The following is a 26,780-nucleotide window of genomic DNA, read 5'->3' on the forward strand; positions in this document are numbered from 1 at the left end:
GAAAACCCCTGAGGCTCAGGGGTTTATCGCACTATAAAGGGCAGGATGGCACAGCTGGCTAGATGATCGCAGCCAGCTCGGCCCCTTGCCGGATGGCGCGCTTGGCATCCAGCTCGGCAGCCACGTCGGCTCCGCCGATGATATGCACCGGCTTGCCTGCCGCCTGCAACCCGGCCTGCAGCTCCTTGAGAGGCTCCTGCCCGGCGCAGACGATCACCTGATCCACCGGCAGACACTGCTTGGACTCGCCCACCTGAATGTGTAAGCCCTCGTCATCGATCCCCAGATATTGCACCCCGGAGAGCATCTGCACCTTGCGGTTCTTGAGCACGGTACGATGGATCCAGCCGGTGGTCTTGCCAAGTCCGTCACCCACCTTGCTCTCCTTGCGCTGGAGCAGCCAGATCTGGCGCTCGGGGGCGTCAATTTCAGGAACCGTGAGGCCACCGCGCTCGCCAAGCTGTTTGTCGATGCCCCACTCCTTGAGCCAGTGATCACGGTGCCCATCGGCATCCGTCTCCACCTTCTTCTCGACCAGATACTCAGCTACATCGAAGCCGATGCCGCCGGCACCGATCACCGCCACCTTCTGGCCGACCGGTTTGTGATCCCGCAATACATCGAGATAACTCATCACCTTGGGATGTTCGATCCCCGGAATATTGGGGGTGCGCGGACGAATACCGGTAGCGAGGATCACCTCGTCAAAACCGCCGCCGAGCAGACTCTCGGCACTCTGGCGCTGGCCGAGATAGAGCTCGACGCCGCACTTCTCCAGCCGTTTGGCAAAATAACGCAGAGTCTCGTGAAACTCCTCCTTGCCCGGGATCTGCTTGGCGAAGTTGAACTGGCCGCCGATTTCGCTGGCCTGATCGAACAGGCTCACCTGATGACCGCGCTCGGCGGCGTAACAGGCGAACGCCAGCCCGGCCGGGCCCGCCCCCACCACCGCCAGCTTCTTGGGCTGGGGCACGCGGCCAAACGTCAATTCGGTCTCGAAACAGGCTCGAGGATTGACCAGACAGGAGGCGCGCTTCTGCTTGAACACATGGTCAAGGCAGGCCTGGTTGCAGGCGATACAGGTGTTGATCTCGTCCGCCCGGTTCTCGGCCGCCTTGATGACAAATTCGGGATCAGCCAGGAAAGGGCGCGCCATGGAGACCATATCCGCCTCGCCACCCGCCAGAATCCGCTCGGCCACCTCCGGGGTGTTGATGCGGTTGGTGGTAATGAGGGGCACCTTGAGGTGTTTTTTCAGCTCGGCGGTCACCCAGCTGAAGGCGCCGCGTGGCACGCTGGTGGCGATGGTGGGAATACGCGCTTCGTGCCAACCGATACCGGTGTTGATCAGGGTCACCCCCACCGCTTCCAGCGCTTTGCCAAGGGCAATCACCTCTTCCAGGGTCGAGCCCTGCTCCACCAGATCCAGCATGGAGAGGCGGAAGATAATGATGAAGTCGGTGCCGACCCGCTCGCGAATGGCGCGGACAATCTCCACCGGAAAGCGCATCCGGTTTTCGCTGCTGCCGCCCCAGCCGTCGGTACGTTTGTTGGTGCGTTCGCAGATGAACTGGTTGATGAGATAGCCTTCCGAGCCCATCACCTCGACGCCGTCATAACCGGCCGCCTTGGCCAGCGCAGCTGTAGCCGCGAAGTCGCGGATAGTGCCGCGGATCTGCCGCTCGCTCATGGCGCGCGGCTTGAAGGGGGAGATGGGCGCCTTGAGGGAGCTTGGTGCCAGACTGAACGGATGATAGGCGTAACGACCGGCATGGAGGATCTGCAGCGCTATCTTGCCCCCCTCCTGATGCACGGCGCTGGTCACCTTCTTGTGCTTGCTCACCTGCCAGGGAAAGCTCAGCTGAGAGCCGTGAGGCACCAGCCGACCGCGCAGGTTGGGGGCAATGCCGCCGGTGACGATAAGGCCAACACCACCACGGGCGCGCTCGGCATAAAAGGCGGCCAGCTTGTCAAAACCGCCCTTCTCCTCTTCGAGGCCGGTATGCATGGAGCCCATCAACACACGGTTGCGCAGCTGGGTAAAACCAAGGTCGAGCGGGGTCAGCAGGGTCGGATAGCGGCTCACGATGCCTCCAGTTAATTTTTTGTTATCAAACTGAGGCTAGAGTAAAGAATCGAAAATTCTTTTTCAAACAAATGTTTGGACAATTTTTCAGCGAACAGCCGTGCCCTGAACGAAGATAGGCGGGATCCGCTAGTCGGAAATGGCAATTTCGCCCGCAACTGGTTAATAATGGCTCTTCTCTACCCATTAACAGGGCGATAACGCGACTATGTCTATTTTCAAAGGTCTGGGTTGGTTGTTCCGCAGCCTGTGGCGCCTGCTCAATTTCACCCGGCTGATGCTGGTCAATCTGCTGTTTCTCATCGTAGTGCTGGTCATCGTCTTCAGCGTCAGCCAGAAAGAGGCACCCAAGGCGCCCATCGAAGGGGCGCTAACCCTCAATCTCAACGGCGTGCTGGTGGAGCAACGCTCCCAGACAGATCCCACCGTCCAGTTGCTGCGCCAGATGGACAGCAGCGACGAGCAGCCGAGCGAGATCGTCCTCTCCGACCTGCTGTGGGCCATCAAGAGTGCCAAGGATGACGAGCGCATCAAGGCGCTGGTGATCAAGCCGCAAGGGCTGCAGGGAGCCAACTTCACCAAACTGCAGGAGGTGGCGAGTGCCATCGACTCCTTCCGGGAGAGCGGCAAACCGGTGATCGCCATGGCCGACTTCTACACTCAAGGCCAGTACCTGCTGGCGGCCCACGCCGATCACGTGCTGCTCAACCAGAGCGGCGCCGTGGTGATCGAGGGGCTTGGGGTCTACCAGACCTACTTCAAGTCGGCGCTGGAGAAGCTCAACATCACCCCGCATGTATTCAAGGTCGGTACCTACAAATCCTTCGTCGAACCCTATACCCGCGACGAGATGTCCCCCGAGAGCAAAGAAGCAAACCAGCGCTGGCTGGATCAGCTGTGGCAATCCTATGTGGCCGATGTCGCCGAGCAGCGGGAGATCGAACCCGATGCGGTCGCGCCGGGCAAGGATCGCTTCCTCGAGCTGCTGCGCAAGGCCGGTGGCAATGCCGCCAACTACGCCCTCGACAACGGGCTGGTGGATCAGCTGGCGACACGCGACGAGATGACCCAGGCGGTCATTAAAGAGGTGGGTGAAGCGGACGACCACGGCTGGAAAGGGGTAGGCCTGAAAGAGTATCTGGCTGCCATTCCGGAACAATATCCCCAGAGCGGCAAGGATGAGGTGGGTCTGGTGGTCGCCAGCGGCGCCATCATGGATGGCGTCCAGCCTGCCGGTACCATCGGCGGCGACAGCCTCTCCGACCTGCTGGCCGATGCCCGCCGCGATGACAAGGTTAAAGCCGTGGTCCTGCGGGTCGACAGCCCGGGCGGCAGCGCCTTCGCCGCCGAGCAGATCCGCGCCGAGCTGCTGGCCCTGAAACAGGCAGGCAAGCCGGTAGTGGTCTCCATGGGCAGCTATGCCGCCTCCGGTGGCTACTGGATCTCCGCCGATGCGGACAAGATCTTCGCCTCCCCCACCACTCTCACCGGCTCCATCGGGGTGTTCGGCATGTTCGCCACCATCGACAAGGCGTTGGCCCAGTTCGGGGTGCATACCGACGGGGTTGGCACCACAGATTACGTCGGCGTCGGCCCGACCCGCGCCCTGCCGGATCACGTCGGTCAGGCTATCCAGCTGAGCGTGGAAGATACCTACCAGCGCTTCATCGGTCTGGTCAGCAAGGGCCGTGGTCTGAGCCCGGAAGAGGCCGAAAAAGCGGCCGAAGGTCGTGTCTGGACTGGCGAAGATGCCAAGGCCCTGGGGCTGGTGGACGAGTTCGGCAATCTGGATGACGCCATCAAGGCAGCCGCCGAACTGGCCAACCTCAAAGAGTGGCAGGTGACCCCCATCGAGCAGGAAGAGTCCACCAAGGACAAGTTCCTGCGCCAGCTGTTTGACAGCAGTGCCCAAGTGCTGGCCCCCCAGTTGCAAAGCTGGCTGCCGGCTGGATTTGGCAAGGCATTGGTGGAAGTGAACCGCAGTCTCGACCCGCTCACCCGCTTCAACGATCCGCAAGGCACCTACGCCTTCTGCCCGGTCTGCGTGCAGTAAGCAAGCGGTGACTCCCCCTATAAAAAACGGCGACCATCTGGTCGCCGTTTTCTTTATTCAGCCAGTGCGCGCGGTACCGCCAACTTGCTCAATCAGGGATTGAGGCGAGTCGGCATACCGGTACGCTGTTCCAGCACCTGCTTGACCACGTTGGAGTCAGACTCGGCGTGAGCGATGAAGCGGGTGATAGCCGGTGTCATCGGAAGCGGCACGGAGGCGGTGGAGTTGAACTCCTCCTCGGTACGCGACAGCGGCTCGTGTACTTCCATGTAGCGACCGCCATCCGGCTCGACCGTGGTCTTGACCGGCTGGTTGACGAACTGGACGCGGGTGCCGACCGGCACGTTGTCGAACAGATACTTGATGTCGTCAGCACGCAGACGCACGCAACCGCTGCTCACCCGCAGACCGATACCGAAGGTGGCGTTGGTGCCGTGGATGGCATAGAGGTTGCCAATGTAGAGGGCGTGCAGACCCATGGGGTTATCCGGACCCGCTGGCCATACTGCCGGCAGAGTCTTGCCCTGGGCTGCATAGCGACGACGGATGTTCTCGGTCGGGGTCCAGGTCGGGTTGGCGCGTTTGCGCTCTACCTTGGTGATCCAGTTCTCCGGGGTGTTGACCCCCAGCTGACCGATGCCGATGGGCAGCACTTCCACCACGTTCTTCCCTTTCGGGTAGTAGTAGAGACGCATCTCGGCAACGTTGATGACGATCCCTTCGCGGGGCGCGTTGGGCAGGATCAGCTGGTGGGGGATGATCAGGGTGCTACCCGCTTTCGGCAGATAGGGATCAACGCCCGGGTTGGCTTCCATGATGTTGGTCAGACCCAGCTGGAAGTCAGCAGCGATCTGCTCCAGCGGACGGTTGTCCGCAGGCACCACGTATTCCTGGTTTTCACCGATCAGGCGGCTGTTGGCCGCAGGCAGACGGTACTCGACGGCGGCAGCCTGCTGGCTGACCAGCGCAAATGTGCATAAAAGGGCCGAAGCGGCAGTGCGAAGGGGATTCATAAAATTCCTGTGTGGTTTCCTGTACCAAATGGGCCGGGGGCCGTCTCATCCTCGGTCTGCCGGTGGCGGGTCAACCTGCCCCACGACGCCAATAACCGAGCGCGCATTCTTTCCTGAGTCGGCCAAAATTTCAACTTCCATATGTTGCTTTTCTTGTTAAAAGTGGCCGTTTTCGGTGTGATGCTTATCAACAGAGCAAAAGCCCCCTTGGCAAGTCGCCATTGAAAGAGAGATGTACAGCATAGCCCCCTCTCTGCGGACCAACCCCGCCCCCGTAGACCACAGCGCTGTGCCACCTGGTGTCACGGTTGCAGCCCTAGCTGAAACGTTTGTCACCTCGGAGGAGATAGGCCAATGTTGACTGTGGCACTTTCATTGGAGCGAAAAGGGGGAAAATAGCGCTTCGACTACAGCAGGGACTGGCTGCCGCCATAAAAAAACCGCTCCGAAGAGCGGTTAATGGAGCCACCAGGCAACCATAAAAGGGACTTCAAGCGTTGTCATTGGAATTACTGGACGGCCGCCTCCCCCGCACCACTCTGCTCCTTGAGGAAGCTGATCCAGGGGGATGCCCGACCGCTGACGTTGCCATTCTGAGCCGCCTGGGTGAAGGCGTTGAGGGCCTCCTTCGGCTTTTGTTGCTCAAAATAGGCGACCCCGGTCAGGAACTTGAGATCCGCCCGCTGTTCACCATTGGCATTGGCTGCCGGTTTGGCGGCCAGCGCCACCAGATCCTGATAGCGTTTGCTCTGGATCATCATGCGCGCCATTTTCAGCTGCAAATCGGCGCTCGGGGCCAGCTGATAGGATTTGGCCAGGGTGTCGATGGCCGGATCCAGCTCCTTGGCCTGATGCCAATAGTTGGCCAGGGTCTTGTAGTTGCTGGCGCTCTGCTCAATCACCCCATCCTTCATCCCCTTCTCCATCACCCGTGCGGCGCGATGGGGAATGCCGGTGAAGGCGAGGTAGTTGGCGAGGCGCTGCAGCTCGGCGGCCTCGGTCAACATGCCGAGGTTGTATGCCGACTCCAGCGCCGCCAGCGCCTTGGCATCGTTACCTGCCTGCATATGCATGGCCGACAGCTGGGTCCAGTACTTCTTCTTCTCCGGGAACATGTTGACCAGAGAGGTCAGCACCTCGGTTGCCGGTTTGTACTGTTTCAGCTCGTAGTGAGCGCCCATCTTCAGCAGATACCAGGACTCCGGCGCTTTACCTGCCGACAGCTTGATCGCCTGATCCACCGCCGGGATCGCGTCACGGTACTGCTTGAGCTGCACGTGGGCGTTGGCCAGCGTGATATAGGCATGGGAGTTGGGCTTGTCATCCTTGCCCTGGTTGGCAAACCACTCCTTCATGGTCTTGATCGACCCCTGATAATTACCCTCCGCCATATAGAGCTGGGCCAGGTTGTAGCGCACCTGCTGGGCCACCGGTGGCGGCAGGCCGCCTGTCGCGATGGCATCGGCAAAGTACTTGGTCGCCTGACCGTATTTCTCCTGCTGGGCGGCCACGAAACCGAGGGTCTGCAATATGACCCCCTTGTCGTAGACTCGCTCGCCTGCGCCGGAGAGCGCATCTTGCAACTTGGCATTGGCCTCACCGTATTTCTTCTCGGTGATCAGCTCCTGCGCCTTGTTGACCGCCCGATAGGCCCGATCCGACAGGGCCGGCTGCTCGGCGGCCCAACTGGCGGTGCTGAGCAGCACCGCCATGGCGACCGGGGCGAGGATCATCTTCTGTAACTTGTTCATCGCCACCTTCCTTAGTTGACCGCAAACTCGATCTCTTGCTGCATACGGCTCGCCTGCGGCTTGCCATCCACCATGGCCGGTTTGAACGTCCACTTGGCGATGGTTTTGCGCGCCTCTTTACCGAGGTCATAGCTGCGCGGCTCTTCCTTGACGATCCGCACGTTGCTGACGGTGCCGCGCTCGGTGACGGTGAACTCCACCAGCACCTTGCCGGAAGCCAGCCCCGCCAGTGCCGCCTTGCGGGGCATCATGGGCTCGAAGGTTGCCAGCGGAATGGCGCCGTTGTTGCCACCGACGCCGCCACCACCGCCGCCGGTACTATAGGCACCCAGCGCGTTGCCACCACCGATATTGACCGGGATGTCGAGCTTGGGCATGTCCATCGGCGCGCTCTCCATCTTCGGCCGATCCGTGCTGGCCACTTCCATCTCGGGAGGAGGTGGCGGGCGCTTGGGCGGCGGCGGTTTGGGCAGCTCCCGCTGTTTCTCTTGCAGGGTCTCCTGGGGCTTGAGGCGGATGAAATCGGTCATGGTGACGTCATCCTTCTCCACCAGCTCCCGGTGATCCGGTGTGATCAGCTTGTTCATTCCCAGAAACAGAAAGAACACCACCACACAGGAGACCGCCAACGATATCAGGTATCTCATAGGTCTCTCTCCGGCATCAGCTGCTCTTGTCTGCCGCGATGGAGATGTTCTGGACACCGGCCATGCGGATCTGATCCATGACCTGCACCACCAGACCGGAACGGGATTCGTTATCGGCCTGGATCACCACGGCGCTCTCCGGGTTTTCGGCCCGCAGCCGCTCGATGTTGGCGCGCACCGCACCGACCTCGACCACCCGCTTGTCGACCCAGACCTGACCGTTTTCGCGCACCGCGACCATGATATTGCCCTTCTTCACCGTCTCGGCCGTGCTGGCACTGGGACGGTTGATCTCGACACCGGACTCCTTGACGAAGGAGGTGGTGACGATGAAGAAGATCAGCATGATGAACACTATGTCCAGCATGGGGGTCAAATCGATAGCCGCCTCGTCAGCACCGCTGTCGCTGTAACGTTTTCTCATAGCAGAAACTCCTTGCTTGTTCTGTGCCCCCGGCAGGCCATGCCTCGCCGGGGGTATGCATCCTGCATCAACCGTGTTTCAGGTTGTCTTCCAGCTTTTGCACCGCCAGTTTGGCCTTGTGATCGAGCTGGTTGACAAAAAACAGGCCGGACAGGGCGGCGATCATGCCCGCCATGGTCGGTACCGTTGCCTTGGAGATCCCCGATGCCATCGCCCGCGGCGAACCGGTGCCAGTGATGGCCAGGGTGTCAAACACCTGCACCATCCCCACCACGGTTCCCAGCAGCCCCATCAACGGGCAGAGAGCGATCAGCACCTTGATGACCGGCATCCCCTTGTCTACCGCCATGGCGACCCGTGAGACCAGCTCGCGGCGGATCTGCTTGGCAGACCAGGAGAGATGATCGGTGCGAGCCAGCCAGGTGGCCTTGGTCTGCTTCACCTGCTTGGGGTAGACCGCCATGAAGTAGAACCAGCGCTCCAGCAACAGGGCCCACATCATCAGGGTCAGGAAGAACAGGGCGACCAGTACATCGCCCCCCAATCCCAAAAACCGGCGGACCGACTCGACTTCTTCAATCAACCAGAACCACATGGGTGACTCCTTACGCTGCGGCTTTGGAGGCGTGCAGACGTTCCTGATAACGGGCGACGAAACCGGCACTCTGCTCTTCCAGCACCTGGATCAGACGACGGCTCTGGGTCTGCACAATGGTGTAGAGGAACAGCATGGGCACCGCGACGACCAGACCCTGCATGGTGGTCACCAGCGCCTCGGAGATACCGCCCGCCATCAGCTTGGGATCGCCGGTACCGAACAATGTGATGGCCTGGAAGGTGGCAATCATCCCCACTACGGTACCGAGCAGACCCAGCAGCGGCGCGACCGAGGCGATCAGCTTGATGATGCTGATGCCCTTCTCGAACTTGGGCACGTTGCGCAGGATTATCTCGTCGAGCTTGGACTCCAGATCCTCGATGTTGTCACCGCGATGGCTCTGGTAGGCCCCCAGCATGTCACCAATGGGGTTGCCCTTGATGATCTGATCAGATTTCAGCTGCTTGCGCATGGACGAGCCGATCAGCGACAGGCGGATACCGCAGAAGATGGCCAGCAGGGTACCGAGCACACCGAGCACCATGATGACGTAACCCACTTCACCACCCTGATCGATCCGCTCCTTGAGAGTCGGTGACTGCACCAGCAGAGAGAGGATCACGCCGCGAGACGGGTCGATAAAGATGGGTTTGACCCCGTCACCGCCCTGTTCAAACTCGGCGATCGGTGCCAGCACCCCCTTGTCAGGTTGACGGGAGAGCTGCTCGAACTTGCCGGTCTCCGGCACGAAGGTGAGGTACTTGCCTTCGGAGACAGTGTTGAACTCACCGATCTGGGTGACCGTCTTCTCGGCCTGGTTGCCTTCGCCGTAGACCACGGTCGCCGGGATCTGGCTCACCTTGCCACCGTCCACCATGCGGCTGAGGGTGGTGGTCCAGAACGCTTCCAGATCGTCGCTGGAGGGGAGCTCTTTACTCTCGGCCAGACGGGTCAGCAGCGCGGTCTGTTCCGGATGCTCGACCCGACGGGCGGAGGCATTGAAGATCCCCTTGAACTCACCGGCGAACTGACGCAGTACGCCGAACATCTCGCCCATGTTGCCGGAACGCTGGCGCAGGGTTTCGGTCAGTTCGGTCAGCTGCTTGTCGTTGACATCAAAGGTCGCCTTGAGCTGCTCGCCCTTGGCGGTTTCGGCAGCCAGCTCGGCCTTGGCCTTGGCCAGCAGCGCCCCCTGCTCGTTCTTGTCAGCCAGGAAGCGGGCTTCCCGCTCCTTGTTGAGTTGGGATTCGCTCAGGCTGGAGGCCTTGACCTGGTTCAGCAGCGCATTGAGATCCACCGGTTTTTCGGCGGCGGTCACCGGCAGGGTGACCAGGGTTGCTCCCGCAATCAGGGAGGCAATCGCAAGTTTGATTCCTTTCATGATGCTTTCTCCGCAGTTTGAACCGGCAGCTTGATCAGCGCGGGAGGCGCCTGTTTCTTGGCGATGCGAAGGCCCTGTTCAACCGCACTGCGATACTCCTGGGGCAACTCTTCCCACTGGCGAGTCTTCTTGTTCCACATCCCGGTCTCATTGCCATCCGGGGATTGATAGAGCAGCGCGATGCGACCAACGCGCAGGAACTCGTAGGTCTTCTCGCTGCCATCCTTGTCCAGGCTCGCCTTGTAGGATTCGATGGTGCGGCTGAAGCCCTCCTCGATCTGGTAGGCCTCCAGGATCTTGCGGTACTTCTCGGAGATGGTGACATCGGCCCGGTTCATCAGGTCGGTCAGGGCTGCTACGCGGTCCTCGCGCTCGACCTTCTGGAACGGCAGATCCAGCGCCACAAACTGCTCGAGGGAGTCGATCATCTTGAGCATCAGGGGGACAACTTCGGTGCTGGTCTGATCAATCTGGGCGATCTGCTTTTGCATCGACGCCAGCTCGGCACTCTGGGACTCGACCATCTTGCTCACCTGCTCGTTGTAGGTGCGCAGACTGTCGACCTGACGCAGGGCTGCCTTGTACTGGGCCAGTGCGGATTCGGCAGATTCGGCATAGCTGTCGATCTTCTGCTGGGAAACTTTGGATGCGTTGTCGGTGGCGGCTTGAGCGTCCACGGCCTGACCGGCAGTGGCGGCACTCAGATTGAAGCTGGTCAACAAGGCGGCCGAAACCAGGCTGCCAAGGAGCGCTTTCTTCATTGTAATGGTCCTTGTCTTCATAGGATTACCCTATCTCCGTAACTTCCTTGGACGTTGGGCACAGCCGGCCCGACCGGGCCGACTGAGGTTGTATATCAACGGGGTTGATTAGAACTTCTGGGTGTAGTCGATGTAGTAGACCCGTCCGTCAATGCTGTAGAGGTATTCATCGTAGGTGTAACCATCATTTGACAGGGAAGGTCCACGGTTGAACATGTTCTTCACGCCGGTCTGGATCTTGGCATTCCAGCTGGTATCGACCGCGACGTTCAGGTTCCAGATGGTGTTGGAAGCAATATGGCCCTCTTCCTTGTCATCCACATAGTCCTGGCTCTGGGAGTCGATATAGTTGGTGCTCAGGTAGGTATCCAGATTCCACAGCTGCGGGAAGTTGGCACCGATCCCGGAGTTGAAACGGAAATCGGGTTTGCCATTCCAGCCCTTCTTGTCAACCATTGGGCCACCAGCAAACAGACCTTCCTCATATTTCAGGATGTAGCTGCTGCCAAAGTCGTATCGCAGGGTGAAGGAGTTGAAGTCGTACTTGTAGTCCGCCTTGAAGTCGATACCACTGGTCTTGAGTTGCCCCAGGTTGACCATGCCGGCATAGACCTTCTCGACATCGCCGTTGGCGTCACGAATGACGTTCGGGTTGCTGCCGGTATTGAGCTCCTGATAGAACTGGGTCTGGGTGGTAGCCAGCTGGATTACGTCATCAATCTTGATGTAGTAGTAATCGAGCGACAGGTTCAGATTGTCCAGCGGATTGTAGGCCGCCCCGATAGTGAAGGTATTGGCGGTCTCTTCCTTCAGGTTCTTGTTGGATTGGCGCGTTGTCTCGTACTGCTCTTCGGAACAGTTTGCAATACCATTGGCCTGGCAGTAGACATAGTCCTTGGCAAAGTCCGCTGACTGGGCATCCGCCGCATAGAGATCATTCAGACCCGGCGCGCGGAAAGACTGGGACCAGGAGGTACGGAACATCAGCTGGTCGAGTGGCTGATAACGCAGACTTGCTTTGGGCGAGAAGGCGCTGCCAAAGTCGCTGTACTTGTCGTAACGACCCGCCAGGTTCAGCTCGATCTGCTCGGTGATGGGGATCAGGCTCTCGATGTAGGTGGCAAACACATCGCGCACACCGCTACCGGAGTTGCCGGATGAACCCAGTACGTTACCCGCTTCGGACTGGCTGTCGTAGGTGTCGGAGTAAACCCAATCGTTATACTCGGCACCCAGATACCAGCTGACCGGGCCAGCAGGCAGTTCGCCCATCTCCCAACCCAGACCGCCATACCACTGGAAGAAATCCATCTTGGAGTTGCGGCTGGTGGTATAAGAGAGATCCTTGGTGGCATCAGCGGAGAAGCTGCCGTTGACGAAGTTTCCACTGTTTACCTGAGTCTGAACCGCCGGCTCCAATACATAGCCATTACCAATACTCTGGTTATCTGTCTTGGAGTACATGTAACCGGCGTTCCACTCCAGATCGCCAACCGCCTCGGTCGGAACCACCCCTTCAAAACCCAGGTTCAGAGTACCGGTCAAGTCGGTCACTTCGTTGTCACGGGGACCGACGTTGTTGAAGCGGTAGTAAACCGTCGCAGCCTTGGCGGTGCTGAAGTTGTTGGCAGACAGGACTGCAGCGCTTTCAGGGGTGGAGCCATCCACGGTGAAGGCACCTGCAGCAGGGGCGAAACGACCAAAACTGGTGACCCGGGAACCAATCATCTGTGGCACGAAATCCACATTGTCGTTGATATGGTAGCGGCCGTTGACATAGACGGTGTCGCGAGTACGCGAGGCGGTCTTGGCTGCGACCTGGGCAAAGTCGAAGCGGCAAGCCGTACCCTTGGTGACAAAACCGGCGCCGGTGCTTTCACAGTCGACCCCATTCAGAGTACGGGTTACGGTCTTGCCAGTTGCCGCGTCTACTCCCTTGATATTGCGACCATAGAGGCTAGGAGACTCAGCCCCCTGCTTGGCCAGATAGTCACGATCCTTGTAATAGATTTCGTCTTTGACATCATGCTCGTAGACCATCATCAGGGAACCTTTCTCACCCGAAATACCGCTGACGATGGAACCACTCTGTTCGTCACCACCTTCCTCGGTCGGTGAACCGACGCGCCCCTGGAATGACAAACCTTCAAAACCCTCTTTGAGGATCACGTTGATAACGCCACCGATGGCATCAGAACCATACAGGGCAGAGCCACCGTCCAGGTTCACTTCCACCCGCTCAACGGCCGCCATGGGGATGGTGTTGAGGTTGATGGCGGTGCCCCCCATGGAGGGAGAACCGGCGATACGCTTGCCATTGAGCAGCACCAGTGTGCGATCTTCACCAAGGCCACGCAGCCCTACGGTGGCTTGTGACTGGGCTGAGCTACCGGAGGATGGAGAGAAACCACCAAAGGAGTTGTAGGAGGCCTGTTTCAGATAATCAGCCACAGTCTGCTGGCCAGACTGTTCAATTTGGGCCTTGCTGACAGAGACAACCGGAGTCGCCCCCTCAACATCAACACGAGAGATACGGGAGCCAGTGACTTTGATTTTCTGCAGTTTTTCGACGTTCTGCCCTTCTTCGGCAGATACGGATGGGGCCGCCGCAAGGCTCGCCAAGGCGAACGCAATCGCAGCAGAGATTCTGCTCTTCCTAAGCATCGCTTATATCCTTCCTGGTTGTTTATTGTTTGCTTCCTGATACCGCCCTCTTTGGAGCGATGCGTAAGGCTTATCAATCTTTGACTGGCGACGTCAATGGAGTGGGGGGATCGGGAGGGTGAGATGTGGAATAAGCGGAGTGTATTAATTTTGACCGGCATAATTAGTGAATAATTCTGCCAAAAACATCCCGCGCAATGTGAAATCGTTGTTAAAACATGTAAAAGACGCTGAATTAAAAGTTGATGAACTTATTTGTTTACGTGCTGTCTCTTTATATCTTATTTCGATTTATTGGCAAAAATAAGAATAAAACTCTATTTTAATTATTATTGTGACTGACCACTCCGATGGGGGAGATAGATAAATTTGTCGAGATGATATCGTTTTCCCTTCTTTGACAGCAGAAATAAAAGCACTTAAAATTCAATCACATAAACAAAAACAAGATTCAAACAAACAGCTGTTTATATTTTTTAAAATAATGTTGAGCAGTAGCGTTTTGTTTTGATTTTCACTTTTCAGATAAAAAACGTCATTTTTCGGTGCTTTTGGTCTCAGCGGGTCATTTGTCCCAGTTTTCCATTTCCTTGTACTTGATTTTTGTTGCAGAGCTTTTACAGTGGCCAAGCGGATTGTCTGCTGTTTGGCAACCAATCCAGCGCGTAATGCCAGGAAGGACAGGCCCGTCACCGGATTTGACTGGCCGCAAAAAAGAACAACAAGGACGAGGTTCCACCATGCTGTCGTATTTCCTACGCCGGATGCTTTTGATCATCCCGACGTTTCTCGGTATCACCCTGCTCGTCTTCACCATCACCCGTTTCGTGCCGGGCGGACCGGTCGAACGCATGCTGCTGCAAGCCCAGGTTTCCCAGAATGAATCCGGCCGTTCCAGCGGCAGCAAGGGGGCGCAAGCCCTCTCAGATGAGCAGATCGAGGAGCTCAAGGCCTTCTATGGTCTCGACAAGCCGATGCTGGTCGCCTACTGGGAGTGGCTGCAGAAGCTGGCGGTGCTGGATCTGGGCGAATCGACCCGCTACTACGAGCCGGTGTGGGATCTCATCAAGGAGCGGCTCCCCGTTACCGCCTTCTTTGGACTGGCGACCTTTCTGCTGAGCTATGCGGTCTCCATTCCGCTGGGGGTGGCCAAGGCGCTCAGGCACAACAGCCGCTTCGACTCGTTAAGCTCCATGCTTATCTACATGGCCTATGCCCTGCCCGCCTACGTGGTGGGGATCTTCCTCATCACCGTCTTCGCCTTCCATCTGGAGTGGCTGCCAATGGGCGGTTTTCCGGGGGACGACTTTGAGTACATGGAGAGCAGCTGGGATCAGATCCGCACTGTCTTTGCCCACGCTCTGCTGCCGCTTATCGCCTACGCCATCGGCGATTTCGCCATCCTCACCATGACCATGAAAAACAGCCTGATGGAGAACCTGTCGGCCGATTATGTGCGTACTGCGGTGGCCAAGGGGTTACCGTTTCGCAAGGCGGTCACCGACCATGCCATGCGCAACAGCCTGATCCCCATCGCCAGTCACCTGGGGTCTGTGCTCACCGTTTTCTTTGGCGGCTCCTTCCTCATCGAGACCATCTTCAACATCGACGGCATCGGCCTGCTCGGTTACGAGGCGATCGTCGAACGGGATTACCCCACCGTCATGGGCATTCTGGCCATCACCTCCATGCTGATGCTGATTGGCAATATCGTCTCCGATATCTGCGTTGCCCTGGTTGATCCGCGTGTGCGGTTTGGAGATTGACCATGAACCAGACCTCTATTGCCATGCCGATGCTGATATCACGCCATATCGTCTCCGATATCTGTGTTGCCCTTGTTGATCCCCGCGTGCGGTTTGGAGACTGACCATGAAGCTCAATCCGGTTACCTTGAAAAAACTCAAGCGCTTCAAATCGATCAAGCGCGGTTACTACTCCTTCATCATCTTCACCACCCTGGTGCTGCTCTCCCTGCTGGCGGAGCTGCTGGTCAACAGCCGGGCACTGATGGTGAGCTATCAGGGCCAGCTGCATTTCCCCACCTATGGCGATGTGATCCCCGGTCAGCAGTTCGGGCTCGATTACGAGTACGAAACCAACTACCGCCAGCTCAAGGCCAAATTTGCCGCAGAGGGCCAGGGCGACTGGGTGCTGCTGCCGCCGGTACCCTGGAACCCCTACGAGCAGGATTTCAAGGAGGATGCCTACCCGCCTTACGCCCCCAGCGCGGCCGAGCGCCACTTCCTCGGCACCGACACCAGCGGCCGCGACGTGCTGGCGCGACTGGTTTACGGCTTTCGCATCGCCATCGGCTTTGCCTTTATCGCGCTGGCGGCCAGTTACGCCATCGGGGTCACCATCGGCTGTCTGATGGGCTTTCTCGGCGGCCGCTTTGACCTCATTCTGCAACGCTTTATAGAGCTCTGGTCCCAGGTGCCGTTTCTCTACGTCATCATGATCCTGGTGTCGCTGGCCAAGCCCAACTTCGGCCTGTTTGTCGCCATCAACGTGCTGTTCGGCTGGATGGGGATCACCTGGTATATGCGCACCCTCACCTACAAGGAGCGGGCGCGAGACTATGTGATGGCGGCGCGAGCGCAAGGGGCGACCACCGGGCGGATCATCTTCAACCACATCCTGCCCAACACCCTGATGATGATCGTTACCCTGGCGCCATTCGCCGTGGTGGGCAATATCTCCACCCTGACGGCCCTCGACTATCTGGGCTTCGGGCTGGCACCGCCGACCCCGAGCTGGGGGGAGCTGCTCTCCCAGGGCATCAACAATCTGGATGCCATCTGGATCGTCAGCTCGGTGGTGGCCGCGGTGAGTCTGGTGCTGATCATGGTCTCCTTTATCGGTGAGGCGATCCGCGAGGCGTTCGATCCGCGCAAATTTACCCGTTACCAATAAGCCAGCCGATGCCAGCGCATCGGCAGGCGTCGGGTAACGAACAGTGATTAATGAAGGACGGGCCGCCGCCATCGGCGGTCCCGGGAGCAAGGGATAATCCCGTTATCAATCAAGACCCCCAGTGTAGGGGCCAGACCTGGAAGTCAAACATGAAAAATAAAATCAAATGGATAGGTGCTCTCTTTGTGCTGGTAAACGGATCCTGGGTCTGGGCGGCCAGCCTGCCCGCGGATCTCAAATGGGAGACCAACGACACGGATCCTGTGTTCGCCTCCCCCAAGGCGCAGCCGGGCGGCAGCCTCAATATGTTTGTGGAGAGCTTTCCGCTGACGTTCCGCACCGTGGGGCCTGACTCAAACGGATCGTTCCGCTCCTTTATTCTCGATAACCAGTTGCGACTCATCAGCTTCCATCCCAATACCGGCAACCCCATCCCCTCGCTCGCGACCCACTGGGCCATCGCGCCAGACAGCCAGACCGTCTACTTCAAGCTGGATCCCCGCGCCAAATGGTCGGATGGCAAGCCGGTCAATGCTGACGACTACACCTTCGGCTACGAGATGATGCGCTCCAAACACATCAAGGGGCCCTGGTTCAACAACTACTACACCACTGAAGTGGTCGCGGTAGAGAAGATCGATGATCACACCATTATGGTCAAAGCGGGCAACCGCAAGGCCAAGATGGACCTGCTCAACACCACCGAGCTGTGGCCCCAGCCCAAGCACTACTACAAGCTGACCCCCAACTGGGTGAAGCAGTACAACTGGGCCGTGGTTCCCACCACAGGCCCCTACGTGATCAGCGACGTCAAGAAGGGCAAGTCGGTCACCTTCAGCAAGCAGAAGGATTGGTGGGCAAAAGACGATCGCTACAACCAGCACAGATTCAACATCGACACCATCAAGGTGCAGGTGATCCGCGACCACAACATCGCCTTCCGCCACTTCCTGAAAGGGGAGATCGATACCTTCGAGATGATCCTGCCCAACTGGTGGCATGAAAAAGCGGTCACCCCGGAGTACAAAAAAGGCTACGTGCAGAAGGTAATGGCCATGACCGACACCAAACAGGGCGGTCAGGGGGTGCACCTCAATGTGGCCAACCCCAAGCTGGCGGACGTGAACGTGCGCCTCGGCATCCAGCACGCCTTCAACATCGACAAGATGATCGAGACCGTGCTGCGCGGCGACTATGACAGAGCCACCACCTTCGGCTCGGGTTTTGGCGAGTTCACCGACATGACGCTGCCGGAGCGGGCTTATGACATCGGCAAGGCGCGGGAGTACTTTGCCAAGGGCGGTTACAACAAGCCGGGGCCGGACGGCATCCTGCAAAATGAGAAGGGGGAGCGGCTGACGCTGGCACTCACCTACACCAGTCAGGAGCACTCCAAGCGCCTGACCGTGTTGAAAGAGGAGGCCAAGAAAGCGGGTCTCGATCTGGAGCTTAACCTAGTGGATGGCGCCACCGGCTTCAAGGTGATGCTGGAGAAGAAACACGAGGCGGCCTGGCTTGGCTGGGGCGGCGGCGGTCTCTATCCACAATATTGGGAGTCGTTCCACTCCGCCAATGCCAACAAACCGCAGACCAACAACCTGTTCAACGTAGCGGACAAGGAGCTGGACGCACTGATCGACGCCTACAACGTCGAATTCGACATGGCCAAGCGGGCCAAGCTCTCCCAGCAGATCCAGCAGCGCATCTATGATCTCGCCATCTTCGTGCCCGGGGTGCAGCTCAACTATGTGCGGGCCAGCAGCTGGCGTTATGTGATGCTGCCGGAGGTGCCTGCCACCAAGAACACGCCGGATCTGCTCTACTGGCCGATGGACGGTTATCCTCACAGTAGTGGCGGTCTGCTCTGGCTCGATCCCAAGGTGAAGGAAGAGACCCGCAACGCCAAGGAGGCAGGGGAGGCGCTGGCGCCCATCAACCTGCTCGACAAGACCTATGCACGTCATTGATATTCAGGCCATTGCGAAGGGAGCAGCCGTTATGCCCAACACTCAGGCCCCCATTCTTGACGTACCGGATAACGGGGGGGAGTTCGCCGCTGATAACGGCCAGCACCAGGCCCCAATCCTCGAAGTACGCGATCTTGAGGTGGAGTTCGCCGTCGATGACGGCAAAATCAAGGTGCTCGACGGGGTCAGCTTCAAGGTGGCCCCGGGTCAGACGCTGGGGATCGTCGGCGAGTCCGGCTGTGGCAAGAGCGTTACCTCGCTCGCCATCATGGGGCTCTTGCCCAAACCCCACGGTCAGGTGGTAGCCGGTTCTATCCGCTTTCAGGGGGAGGAGCTGCTGTCGCTTGCGCCGGATCAGATGTACAAGGTGCGCGGCAACCGCATCTCGATGATCTTTCAGGAGCCGATGACGGCCCTCAACCCGGTGCAGACGGTCGGTGAGCAGCTGATGGAGGTGTTTCGTCTCCATCGCCCCGAGTATGACAAGGCCCAGCGTAAAGCCGCGGCCATCGCCATGCTGCAGAAGGTGGGGATCCCGGAACCAGCCCAACGCTTTGCGGTCTATCCCCACAACCTCTCCGGCGGTATGCGCCAGCGGGTGATGATCGCCATGGCGCTCTCCTGCGAGCCAGACTTGCTTATCTGCGACGAGCCGACCACGGCGCTGGATGTTACCATTCAGGCCCAGATCCTCGAACTGATGAAAGAGCTGCAGGCCCAGACCGGGATGGCCATCATCTTTATCACCCACGATCTGGGGGTGGTTGCAGAGCTGTGCGACGAAGTGGTGGTGATGTACGCCGGGCGGGCGGTGGAGCAGGCCGATGTGTTCGAACTGTTTGACCATCCCCGTCACCCCTATACCCACGGCCTGATGAGCTCGATCCCGCGCCTGGAGGATGAGCCCAAGAGCCTGCTCAAGACCATCAAGGGACAGGTGCCAGCCCTGCACGAGATGCCCGCAGGCTGCCGCTTCTCCAACCGCTGCCCCCATGCGACCGATCTCTGCATCAGCGCCATTCCGGCGGTGGAGCAACTCAATCCGCGCCACCATGTCGCCTGTCACTACTGGAAGGAGTTGACCCCATGAGCACTCTGTTATCGGTCAGGGATCTGAAACAGCACTTCCGGCTGGGAGGCGGCTTCCTGCGCAAGCAATATAAGGTTCACGCGGTGGATGGCATCAGCTTCGATCTCAAGCAGGGGGAGACGCTGGGGCTGGTGGGTGAGTCGGGCTGCGGCAAGTCCACCCTCGGGCGCAGCCTGCTCAAGCTGTTCGAGCCGACCGCAGGCACCATCACCTTCGAGGGGCGCGACATCACCGCCCTCAGCCCGAAGGAGATGCGCTCCCTGCGTCAGGAGATGCAGATGGTGTTTCAGGACCCTGCAGAATCCCTCAACAGCCGCCACACCGTGGGCCAGATTTTGGAGGAGCCCTTTATCATCCACGGTAAAGGCAACACTGAGCAGCGCCGCGGCTGGGTGCAGGAGTTGCTGGCAAAAGTGGGCCTGCCGGGCAGTGCGGTGGATCGCTACCCCCACGAGTTTTCCGGCGGTCAGCGCCAGCGGATCGGCATCGCCCGCGCCATCGCCCTCAAGCCCAAGCTGCTGGTGTGCGACGAGGCAGTCTCGGCCCTCGATGTCTCGGTGCAGTCGCAGATCGTCAACCTGCTGCTCAGCCTGCAGCGGGAGATGAACCTCTCCATCATCTTCATCGCCCACGATCTGTCGGTGGTCAAACACATCTCGGATCGCATCGCGGTGATGTATCTGGGACGGATCGTCGAGCTGGCGGATGCCCAGTCGCTCTATCTGGCGCCGCGCCACCCTTACACCCAGGCGCTGATCTCTGCCATTCCGGTACCGGACCCGCGCAGGCGCAGTCAGCGCATTCTGCTGACCGGCGATGTGCCCTCCCCCATCTCGCCGCCAAGCGGCTGCCACTTCCACCAGCGCTGCCCCCATGCGACCGAGTTGTGCAAAAGCAAGGCACCCAAGCTTGAGGCGTGTGATGAGGCCCATCATCAAGTGGCCTGCCACACCCCGCTCGCCGTCGGTGGTCACGCTATCAGCGGCAACGCCATGAGCGGCGACAGCAGGCTGGAACAGGCGAGCTAGGCGCAGCGAACAAACACCAGGGGAGAAACAGACGAGGCGGCCATCAGGCCGCCTCGTGCTATCGGGTCACTCTTGTCTTATCGGGTCACGGCTACCGCTTGTCAGGCAATCTGGTAACGGCCCGGCTTGTGGTTGAGTGTCAACACCAGATTACAGATAACCGCCGCCACGATGGAAAGCGCCAGGATCCAGGGCTGCACCACGAAAAACGAGGCGACAACAATGGCGCAATCGAGCCCCATCTGCAGCTTGCCCGCCCGGATGCCAAAGCGATCCTGAATAAAGAGCGCCAGAATGTTGAAGCCCCCCAGACTCGACTTGTGACGAAACATGATGAGCAGACCCATGCCAATCAGGGTACCGCCGATCAGCGCCGCATAGAGGGGCTCTATCTTGCCGATCTGCAATACACCGTTGAGGTGATCGGTCATGTAGGAGACCGCCGCCACCGAGACAAAGGTGTTGAAGGTAAAACGTGGCCCCATCCGCAGCCATGCCAGCGCATAGAAGGGCAGGTTGATGCCGAAAAACAGCAGGCCGAAGCTGATGCCGGTCACCTTTTGCAGCAGCAGCGCCAGCCCGGCAGTCCCGCCGGTGAGCAGGCCAACCTGATGAAACAGAAAGATGCCGAGGGAAACAAAGCTGGCCGCCGTCAGCAGGGCCAGCACATCCTCATAAATGGGATGGGCAGTGCGAATCGAGGTGTTGTCCATAACCTGTATCCAAGCGAAGTAAAGAGAGAGTGTCTGTCGCCTGCCGTTGCGGGCAGGCTGCGAGCCCTGTCCACAGGGCTTCGTTATGGGGTCCAGTCTATTTTTTGTGAAAATGATCACAACAGTCAGGCTGAACGCCCCATTCTGGTGCCTGTCATCTGGCATTGACACTCGCTGCACCAAGATGCAGCATGCCGCGCCGTCAGAGGCGGTTTGCCATGGCACAAACGCGCCGGCTCTGCTACAAAGCGCGCAGCCCCCTTTGCCCATCACCGTAAGGAGCCCCATGATCTGCACAGGACCCCAACCATGACCTATCTGGTCACCGGCGTCGCCGGTTTTATCGGTTTTCATATAGACGACATCGTCGCGGGGATCCTCACCATGGCCGACCAGCCGCCCCGCCCCAATCCCGATTGGCATGCCAGCGAGCAGAGCGCGGCCGAGAGCGCCGCCCCCTACCGCATCCTCAATATCGGCAACGGCCAGCCGGTGCGGCTGCTCGATTTTATCGAGGCGCTGGAAGAGGCCATCGGCAAGCCCGCCATCAAGCGGATGCAGCCGATGCAGGCAGGCGACATGCACGCCACCTGGGCCGACAGCGAGCCGCTGCACACCCTCACCGGCCTGCGCCCCGCCACGCCCCTCAAGCAAGGTGTTGCCGAGTTTGTCCGCTGGTATCTCAACTACTACCGGCCCGTCCGCTGACGAGCACGGGCAGCCTCTCGGTCATTGATGAGTTAATCAGATACCACTGATGCCCCGCGGGTTTTAGGATGGCTGAACGCACTGTCTGCGCACCATAGCGAGGATTTGAGATGCAATCACAGGAACAGGGTCTGATCGATGGACTGTTCGACCGCCTCAAGCAAGCGCAAGCCATGGATAGCAAACGAGACCCACAAGCGGATCAGCTGATCCGCCAGCATCTGGCAGAGCAGCCCGATGCCCCCTACTACATGGCCCAGGCGCTGCTGATCCAGCAGGCAGCCCTTACCCGCCTCAACGATCGAGTCAAGGAGCTGGAGGCCAGCCAGAACAGTTCGAGCGGCGGCAGTTTTCTCTCCGGCCTGTTTGGTAGCGAGAGCAGCACGCCCCCGCGCTTTACGCCGCCACCGGCAACCGCGCCTGCCCAGCCCGCGTCCCGTGCCAGCTCCTTTTTAGAGGGCGCCCTGCAAACCGCAGCCGGGGTTGCCGGTGGCGTGATGCTGGCCGACATGATCGGCGGACTGTTTCACAGCAACCGGCCCGAGGAGATCATCGACATAATAGAGCCAGCGCCCATCGCCAATCCGGTCGATGCGGAACCGGTACGCTGGGACGGCTGGGATTCACCTCCCGATGTTGGCAGCAGTTTTCTCGACGACGATAACCTGAGTGGCGGCTGGGCCGACAGTGACGATAACAACGGCGGTTTCTTCTGACCGTCAAACCATTACTGGCCCCGCATCTGGCGGGGCCCAACTCGATACGAAACCCATGACTATGGAAAGTGTGATGACACCACGGATCGGCAGCGGCATGACGCGATATACTCAGCGCGCTTCGTGCCACCCGGGAACAACTCCCGACCCCAGGCGCTCTGTCCGTGGCCACGCAACACCCCCATGACGACAAGGAGCCACCTCATGATCCGAACCCTGCTTTTGACCGGTGCCGCCATTGCGGCCTATGCCCTGACCCAGAGCCACTCTCTGCTTCCCCTGCTCAGCCTGCTGGCCCTGCTTTTGCTCTGGGTTGTCAGCGAAATTGGCAGCTTCTATCGCGCGCTTCCTCCCGCCGTGCTGGATGAGCAGGAGTATCACCACGACTTTTAACCGGATGAAAAATGGTGTGAAACTGTCGAGATGCCGTTAGTTCCATACCGTTTTGCTCTCTGAAACCAACCGGCTATAACAACAGGATCCACTGGGTTCATGGCGATAGCAGCCATGTTCCTCTATATCTTCTGTACTCAAACAGGAGATAACCCATGAGGCACATCAGCGAAAACGGACTGTTTTTGCTGCTTTTTTTGTCGTTGTTACTGGCAGGTACGCCGCGGGCGATGGCACAAGGCAGGGATTTCAGACAGGCCCCCAAGGCGCTAACGGCGATCAAGCAGGGTCAAGTGGCCCAGCAACACGGCAATCTGCAAAAAGCCATCGCCCTCTACTGTGTCGCCGCCAGCACCGGCAATCCCGAAGGTTATTTCCGGATCGGCCGCCTGCTCGCCACCGGCCCAGCCTCGGTGCGCAGCGCCAGGCTGGCCAACAGTTATCTCGCCATGGCTATGCGCCTGGGTAACCAACAGGCCGCCCGTTACTACAACGCCCGCATCGGCAATGCCCCTATGGGGGAGCGGTGTGGCATCGGGATCCGTGGCGGTCAGGGTGGCTATCTGGCCGGGCTCCCTTCCACCCCCTTCAATGTCGACACCTGGGTTGCGCGCCAGCCCCCCGCCAAGCAAAAACTGGTCACCATGCTGCGCCACGCCGCCAAACACCATCAGGTGGATGCCCGGCTGGTGCTGGCGATTGCCATCGCCGAATCCAACCTCAACAGCCGCGCCGTTTCACCCAAGAATGCCCAAGGGCTGATGCAGCTGATCCCCGAAACCCAGCAACGGTTCGGGGTGACCCGTCCATTCGATCCGGCCCAGAACATCAAGGGCGGCGTCACCTATCTCAAGTGGCTGGATCGCCGCTTCGATGGCGACTGGGTGCTGATCTCGGCGGCCTACAATGCCGGGGAAAAAGCGGTGGAACGCTATGGCGGGATCCCACCCTATGACGAAACACAGGAGTATGTAAAACGGGTGCTCTACTTCGCTGGCCACAAGCAGCCCTGAGGCCATTCATCAGCATGTCCGTTACTGACAAAACACGCACCAACATTGCGCAACCGTTTTCATTTCGGTAGGATCCGGCGCTTTCTCGCCAGCCCTACAGGTATCCCATGAATATCATCAAACGCTGTTCGCGCCTGCTCACCCTCTTTGCCCTCCTCTCCTCCAGCGTGATGGCGGCCACCCCGGCCCCCATCCTGATCCAGGGGGCGATGGACGTCGAAGTCGAAACTCTCGTTGCCGCACTGAAAGACAAGACGGAGCTGACTGTGGGGGCCTGGACATACTGGCAGGGTACTATCTCGGACTATCCGGTGGTCATCTCCCGCACCGAGGTGGGTCTGGCCAATGCCGCTGCCGCCACCACGTTGGCGATTGAGCGTTTCAAGCCGCGTCTCATCATCAATCAGGGTACGGCAGGAGGCCATGATCCGGCACTGCACCGGGGCGATATCGTTATCGGCACCAAGAGCTTCAACATGGGAGCCTATCGCAGTGACCTAATGCCCGCCGAGCAAGGCGTCGATCCGAGCAAATGGCACAACTTCGAGGTCACCATGCGTCTGCGCGATAACGGCAAGCTGGTGGAGCACAGCTCGTTCGCTGGCGATCCCGAGCTGATTGGCCGCGCCCTCGGTATGGCCGATCGCTATCGCCACGGCCGAGTAGTAGGCGGCATCATTGGCACCGCCGATGAGTGGAACCGACAGGTAGCGCGCATCAACTGGCTGCATCAGACCTACCAGACCGCCGCGGAAGAGATGGAAACCTCCTCCGCCGCCCTAGTGGCTGAGGCCTACAAGGTACCCTTTGTCGGCATCCGGGTACTCTCCAATACCGATCTCCACGGTGAAGAGTTTGACCCGCAGACTGCCATCCACTGCCAGCAATTTGTCATTGATTACGCAAACGCGCTGATCAACAGTTTCCACAAGGCATAAGGCCCTATAAGAGGCCGTCATGACAGGCGGCCTATCTTCCCCCCCCCCCCCATCTTTGCCCCCCCTTGCCCATTGGTTTACAATCGGAACGTTTTTTGGAACCGGGTTGACCTGTGTCGACCTGGCCCCACCACAACATCAGTCTGTTAATGCCAAGACATTAACCTGCTGAAAAGGAAGAGAATTAGCCAATGGCTCAATTTATTTACACCATGAACCGGGTCGGCAAGGTAGTGCCGCCCAAGCGTCATATTCTCAAGAACATCTCCTTGAGCTTCTTCCCGGGCGCCAAGATCGGCGTGCTGGGTCTGAACGGCGCCGGTAAATCGACCCTGCTGCGCATCATGGCGGGCATCGACACCGAGATCGAAGGGGAAGCCCGTCCACAGCCCGGCATCAAGATCGGCTACCTGCCGCAGGAGCCGAAGCTGGAGCCGGAGCAGACCGTACGCGAAGCGGTCGAAGAGGCCGTTGGCGAGGTGAAACGCGCCATGGCCCGCCTAGACGAGGTCTATGCGGCCTACGCCGACCCGGATGCCGACTTTGACAAGCTGGCCCGCGAACAGGGCGAGCTGGAAGCCATCATCCAGGCCCAGGGCGGCCACAACATGGAAAACCAGCTGGAGCGCGCGGCCGATGCCCTGCGCCTGCCGGCCTGGGATGCCAAGATCAAACACCTCTCCGGTGGTGAGCGCCGCCGTGTGGCGCTCTGCCGTCTGCTGCTGGAAAAGCCGGACATGCTGCTGCTGGACGAACCGACCAACCACCTGGATGCGGAATCCGTGGCCTGGCTGGAGCGCTTCCTGCACGACTATGAAGGCACTGTTGTGGCCATCACCCACGACCGTTACTTCCTCGACAATGTGGCAGGCTGGATCCTGGAGCTGGACCGCGGCGAGGGTATCCCGTGGGAAGGCAACTACTCCTCCTGGCTGGAGCAGAAGGACGCCCGTCTGGCGCAGGAAGCCAGTTCCGAAGCGGCCCGTCGCAAGTCCATCGAGAAAGAGCTGGAGTGGGTTCGTCAAAACCCGAAAGGGCGTCAGGCCAAGTCCAAGGCCCGTATGGCTCGCTTCGAAGAGCTCAACACCAACGACTACCAGAAGCGCAACGAGACCAACGAGCTGTTCATTCCGCCCGGACCGCGCCTCGGCGACAAGGTGGTGGAAGTGGCCAACCTGCGCAAATCCTACGGTGATCGGGTGCTGATCGACGATCTGTCGTTTGCCATTCCGAAGGGTGCCATCGTCGGCATCATCGGCCCGAACGGTGCCGGTAAGTCGACCCTGTTCCGCATGATGTCGGGTCAGGAGCAGCCGGATTCCGGCGCCATCACCCTGGGTGAAACCGTGGTGCTGGCCTCTGTCGATCAGTTCCGCGACAGCATGGATGACAAGAAGACGGTCTTCGAAGAGGTCGCTGACGGTCAGGATATCCTGCGCATCGGCAACTACGAGTTCCCGAGCCGCGCCTATATCGGCCGCTTCAACTTCAAGGGTTCCGACCAGCAGAAGCGGGTTGGCGAACTCTCCGGTGGTGAGCGCGGTCGTCTGCACCTGGCCAAGCTGCTGCAGACCGGCGGCAACGTGCTGCTGCTGGATGAACCGACCAACGATCTGGATATCGAAACCCTGCGCGCCCTCGAGAACGCCCTGCTGGAGTTCCCGGGTTGTGCCATGGTCATCTCCCACGACCGCTGGTTCCTCGACCGTATCGCCACTCACATCCTGGACTATCAGGATGAGGGCAAGATCGAGTTCTTCGAAGGTAACTTTACCGAATACGAAGAGTGGAAGAAGAAGACCTACGGCGCCGAGGCGATCCAGCCCCATCGCGCCAAGTACAAGCGCATCGCCAAATAAGGCTGACTGCGTGTTGAGGGGAGCTCCGGCTCCCCTTTCTGTTGTCTTTTGGCTTACAATC

General features: G+C 59.3%; 21 protein-coding genes and 1 pseudogene. 12 read left to right on the forward strand and 10 right to left on the reverse strand.

The window, feature by feature from the left end:
• Positions 1-58: 58 nt before the first annotated feature.
• Positions 59-2,086, reverse strand: a complete 2,028-nt coding sequence (locus G5315_RS17750) for an FAD-dependent oxidoreductase (RefSeq protein ID WP_421333585.1) — start codon at positions 2,084-2,086, stop codon at positions 59-61.
• Positions 2,087-2,294: 208 nt separating this feature from the next.
• Between G5315_RS17750 and sppA the strand changes: the two genes are divergently transcribed.
• On the forward strand, positions 2,295-4,139 hold the full coding sequence (gene sppA, locus G5315_RS17755) for a signal peptide peptidase SppA (protein ID WP_069526535.1): 1,845 nt from the start codon (positions 2,295-2,297) through the stop codon (positions 4,137-4,139).
• Between the two features lie 92 nt (positions 4,140-4,231).
• Here sppA and G5315_RS17760 read toward each other — a convergent pair whose 3' ends face one another.
• The 8 genes from G5315_RS17760 to G5315_RS17795 all read right to left on the reverse strand — a co-directional run bounded on the left by G5315_RS17760 (position 4,232) and on the right by G5315_RS17795 (position 13,378).
• On the reverse strand, positions 4,232-5,152 hold the full coding sequence (locus G5315_RS17760) for a L,D-transpeptidase family protein (RefSeq protein WP_005338927.1): 921 nt from the start codon (positions 5,150-5,152) through the stop codon (positions 4,232-4,234).
• A gap of 509 nt (positions 5,153-5,661) precedes the next feature.
• Positions 5,662-6,903 carry a tetratricopeptide repeat protein gene (locus G5315_RS17765; protein WP_421250016.1) on the reverse strand — a complete coding sequence of 414 codons (1,242 nt, stop codon included), beginning with the start codon at positions 6,901-6,903 and terminating at the stop codon, positions 5,662-5,664.
• Positions 6,904-6,914: 11 nt separating this feature from the next.
• Positions 6,915-7,550: an energy transducer TonB gene (locus tag G5315_RS17770; RefSeq protein WP_005343441.1), complete on the reverse strand. Its 636-nt coding sequence runs from the start codon at positions 7,548-7,550 to the stop codon at positions 6,915-6,917.
• 16 nt (positions 7,551-7,566) lie between these two features.
• Positions 7,567-7,974 (reverse strand): ExbD/TolR family protein, encoded by a 408-nt coding sequence (locus G5315_RS17775; RefSeq protein WP_005338933.1) that lies wholly within the window; start codon positions 7,972-7,974, stop codon positions 7,567-7,569.
• 67 nt (positions 7,975-8,041) lie between these two features.
• Positions 8,042-8,569, reverse strand: a complete 528-nt coding sequence (locus G5315_RS17780) for a MotA/TolQ/ExbB proton channel family protein (protein WP_005338936.1) — start codon at positions 8,567-8,569, stop codon at positions 8,042-8,044.
• A 10-nt stretch (positions 8,570-8,579) separates the two neighbouring features.
• On the reverse strand, positions 8,580-9,953 hold the full coding sequence (locus G5315_RS17785) for a MotA/TolQ/ExbB proton channel family protein (protein ID WP_421333587.1): 1,374 nt from the start codon (positions 9,951-9,953) through the stop codon (positions 8,580-8,582).
• Complete coding sequence (locus G5315_RS17790; protein WP_005343435.1) at positions 9,950-10,714, reverse strand: DUF3450 domain-containing protein; 765 nt, start codon at positions 10,712-10,714, stop codon at positions 9,950-9,952. Before G5315_RS17790 ends, G5315_RS17785 begins: the two co-directional genes overlap by 4 nt.
• A gap of 108 nt (positions 10,715-10,822) precedes the next feature.
• The gene (locus G5315_RS17795; RefSeq protein WP_216951982.1) at positions 10,823-13,378 is read right to left on the reverse strand and encodes a TonB-dependent receptor; all 2,556 of its coding nucleotides are present in this window, start codon (positions 13,376-13,378) and stop codon (positions 10,823-10,825) included.
• 740 nt (positions 13,379-14,118) lie between these two features.
• On the opposite strand from G5315_RS17795, the gene G5315_RS17800 reads away from it, so the two are divergent.
• The 5 genes from G5315_RS17800 to G5315_RS17820 all read left to right on the forward strand — a co-directional run bounded on the left by G5315_RS17800 (position 14,119) and on the right by G5315_RS17820 (position 20,379).
• Positions 14,119-15,144 carry an ABC transporter permease subunit gene (locus G5315_RS17800; RefSeq protein ID WP_031227629.1) on the forward strand — a complete coding sequence of 342 codons (1,026 nt, stop codon included), beginning with the start codon at positions 14,119-14,121 and terminating at the stop codon, positions 15,142-15,144.
• A 106-nt stretch (positions 15,145-15,250) separates the two neighbouring features.
• Positions 15,251-16,294, forward strand: coding sequence for an ABC transporter permease (locus G5315_RS17805; RefSeq protein ID WP_421333589.1), 1,044 nt, complete (start codon positions 15,251-15,253; stop codon positions 16,292-16,294).
• A 149-nt stretch (positions 16,295-16,443) separates the two neighbouring features.
• Complete coding sequence (locus G5315_RS17810) at positions 16,444-18,261, forward strand: extracellular solute-binding protein (protein WP_421333590.1); 1,818 nt, start codon at positions 16,444-16,446, stop codon at positions 18,259-18,261.
• Between the two features lie 31 nt (positions 18,262-18,292).
• The gene (locus tag G5315_RS17815) at positions 18,293-19,351 is read left to right on the forward strand and encodes an ABC transporter ATP-binding protein (protein WP_236340973.1); all 1,059 of its coding nucleotides are present in this window, start codon (positions 18,293-18,295) and stop codon (positions 19,349-19,351) included.
• Positions 19,348-20,379, forward strand: coding sequence for an ABC transporter ATP-binding protein (locus G5315_RS17820; protein WP_421236367.1), 1,032 nt, complete (start codon positions 19,348-19,350; stop codon positions 20,377-20,379). The genes G5315_RS17815 and G5315_RS17820 overlap by 4 nt, the downstream gene beginning before the upstream one ends.
• A 101-nt stretch (positions 20,380-20,480) precedes the next feature.
• Here G5315_RS17820 and G5315_RS17825 read toward each other — a convergent pair whose 3' ends face one another.
• Positions 20,481-21,092, reverse strand: coding sequence for a YitT family protein (locus G5315_RS17825; RefSeq protein WP_069556328.1), 612 nt, complete (start codon positions 21,090-21,092; stop codon positions 20,481-20,483).
• A gap of 354 nt (positions 21,093-21,446) precedes the next feature.
• Between G5315_RS17825 and G5315_RS17830 the strand changes: the two are divergent.
• The 6 genes and pseudogenes from G5315_RS17830 to ettA form a co-directional block, all read left to right on the forward strand.
• Positions 21,447-21,800, forward strand: a pseudogene (locus tag G5315_RS17830) (protein CapI); the annotation flags it as partial.
• A 110-nt stretch (positions 21,801-21,910) separates the two neighbouring features.
• On the forward strand, positions 21,911-22,516 hold the full coding sequence (locus tag G5315_RS17835; protein WP_421333592.1) for a DUF2076 domain-containing protein: 606 nt from the start codon (positions 21,911-21,913) through the stop codon (positions 22,514-22,516).
• Between the two features lie 204 nt (positions 22,517-22,720).
• Positions 22,721-22,909 carry a hypothetical protein gene (locus tag G5315_RS17840; RefSeq protein ID WP_227341324.1) on the forward strand — a complete coding sequence of 63 codons (189 nt, stop codon included), beginning with the start codon at positions 22,721-22,723 and terminating at the stop codon, positions 22,907-22,909.
• Between the two features lie 155 nt (positions 22,910-23,064).
• Positions 23,065-23,922, forward strand: a complete 858-nt coding sequence (locus G5315_RS17845; RefSeq protein WP_421333593.1) for a lytic transglycosylase domain-containing protein — start codon at positions 23,065-23,067, stop codon at positions 23,920-23,922.
• A gap of 107 nt (positions 23,923-24,029) precedes the next feature.
• Positions 24,030-24,860, forward strand: coding sequence for a 5'-methylthioadenosine nucleosidase (locus tag G5315_RS17850; RefSeq protein ID WP_216951989.1), 831 nt, complete (start codon positions 24,030-24,032; stop codon positions 24,858-24,860).
• Between the two features lie 191 nt (positions 24,861-25,051).
• Positions 25,052-26,719, forward strand: a complete 1,668-nt coding sequence (gene ettA / locus G5315_RS17855; RefSeq protein ID WP_005338959.1) for an energy-dependent translational throttle protein EttA — start codon at positions 25,052-25,054, stop codon at positions 26,717-26,719.
• Positions 26,720-26,780 lie beyond the last annotated feature (61 nt).

Source organism: Aeromonas sp. 603607 (genome assembly GCF_049171595.1).
In the GTDB taxonomy this organism is placed as follows: Bacteria; Pseudomonadota; Gammaproteobacteria; order Enterobacterales; family Aeromonadaceae; genus Aeromonas; species Aeromonas veronii.

Coding starts and splice junctions, on each gene's coding strand:
- G5315_RS17810 (WP_421333590.1), top strand. CDS start 16,444: ATGAAAAATAAAATCAAATGGATAGGTGCTCTCTTTGTGCTGGTAAAC.
- G5315_RS17845 (WP_421333593.1), top strand. CDS start 23,065: ATGAGGCACATCAGCGAAAACGGACTGTTTTTGCTGCTTTTTTTGTCG.
- G5315_RS17820 (WP_421236367.1), top strand. CDS start 19,348: ATGAGCACTCTGTTATCGGTCAGGGATCTGAAACAGCACTTCCGGCTG.
- sppA (WP_069526535.1), top strand. CDS start 2,295: ATGTCTATTTTCAAAGGTCTGGGTTGGTTGTTCCGCAGCCTGTGGCGC.
- G5315_RS17825 (WP_069556328.1), bottom strand. CDS start 21,092: ATGGACAACACCTCGATTCGCACTGCCCATCCCATTTATGAGGATGTG.
- G5315_RS17840 (WP_227341324.1), top strand. CDS start 22,721: ATGATCCGAACCCTGCTTTTGACCGGTGCCGCCATTGCGGCCTATGCC.
- G5315_RS17815 (WP_236340973.1), top strand. CDS start 18,293: ATGCCCAACACTCAGGCCCCCATTCTTGACGTACCGGATAACGGGGGG.
- G5315_RS17805 (WP_421333589.1), top strand. CDS start 15,251: ATGAAGCTCAATCCGGTTACCTTGAAAAAACTCAAGCGCTTCAAATCG.
- G5315_RS17780 (WP_005338936.1), bottom strand. CDS start 8,569: ATGTGGTTCTGGTTGATTGAAGAAGTCGAGTCGGTCCGCCGGTTTTTG.
- G5315_RS17800 (WP_031227629.1), top strand. CDS start 14,119: ATGCTGTCGTATTTCCTACGCCGGATGCTTTTGATCATCCCGACGTTT.
- ettA (WP_005338959.1), top strand. CDS start 25,052: ATGGCTCAATTTATTTACACCATGAACCGGGTCGGCAAGGTAGTGCCG.
- G5315_RS17850 (WP_216951989.1), top strand. CDS start 24,030: ATGAATATCATCAAACGCTGTTCGCGCCTGCTCACCCTCTTTGCCCTC.
- G5315_RS17765 (WP_421250016.1), bottom strand. CDS start 6,903: ATGAACAAGTTACAGAAGATGATCCTCGCCCCGGTCGCCATGGCGGTG.
- G5315_RS17775 (WP_005338933.1), bottom strand. CDS start 7,974: ATGAGAAAACGTTACAGCGACAGCGGTGCTGACGAGGCGGCTATCGAT.
- G5315_RS17835 (WP_421333592.1), top strand. CDS start 21,911: ATGCAATCACAGGAACAGGGTCTGATCGATGGACTGTTCGACCGCCTC.
- G5315_RS17790 (WP_005343435.1), bottom strand. CDS start 10,714: ATGAAGAAAGCGCTCCTTGGCAGCCTGGTTTCGGCCGCCTTGTTGACC.
- G5315_RS17770 (WP_005343441.1), bottom strand. CDS start 7,550: ATGAGATACCTGATATCGTTGGCGGTCTCCTGTGTGGTGGTGTTCTTT.
- G5315_RS17760 (WP_005338927.1), bottom strand. CDS start 5,152: ATGAATCCCCTTCGCACTGCCGCTTCGGCCCTTTTATGCACATTTGCG.
- G5315_RS17785 (WP_421333587.1), bottom strand. CDS start 9,953: ATGAAAGGAATCAAACTTGCGATTGCCTCCCTGATTGCGGGAGCAACC.
- G5315_RS17795 (WP_216951982.1), bottom strand. CDS start 13,378: ATGCTTAGGAAGAGCAGAATCTCTGCTGCGATTGCGTTCGCCTTGGCG.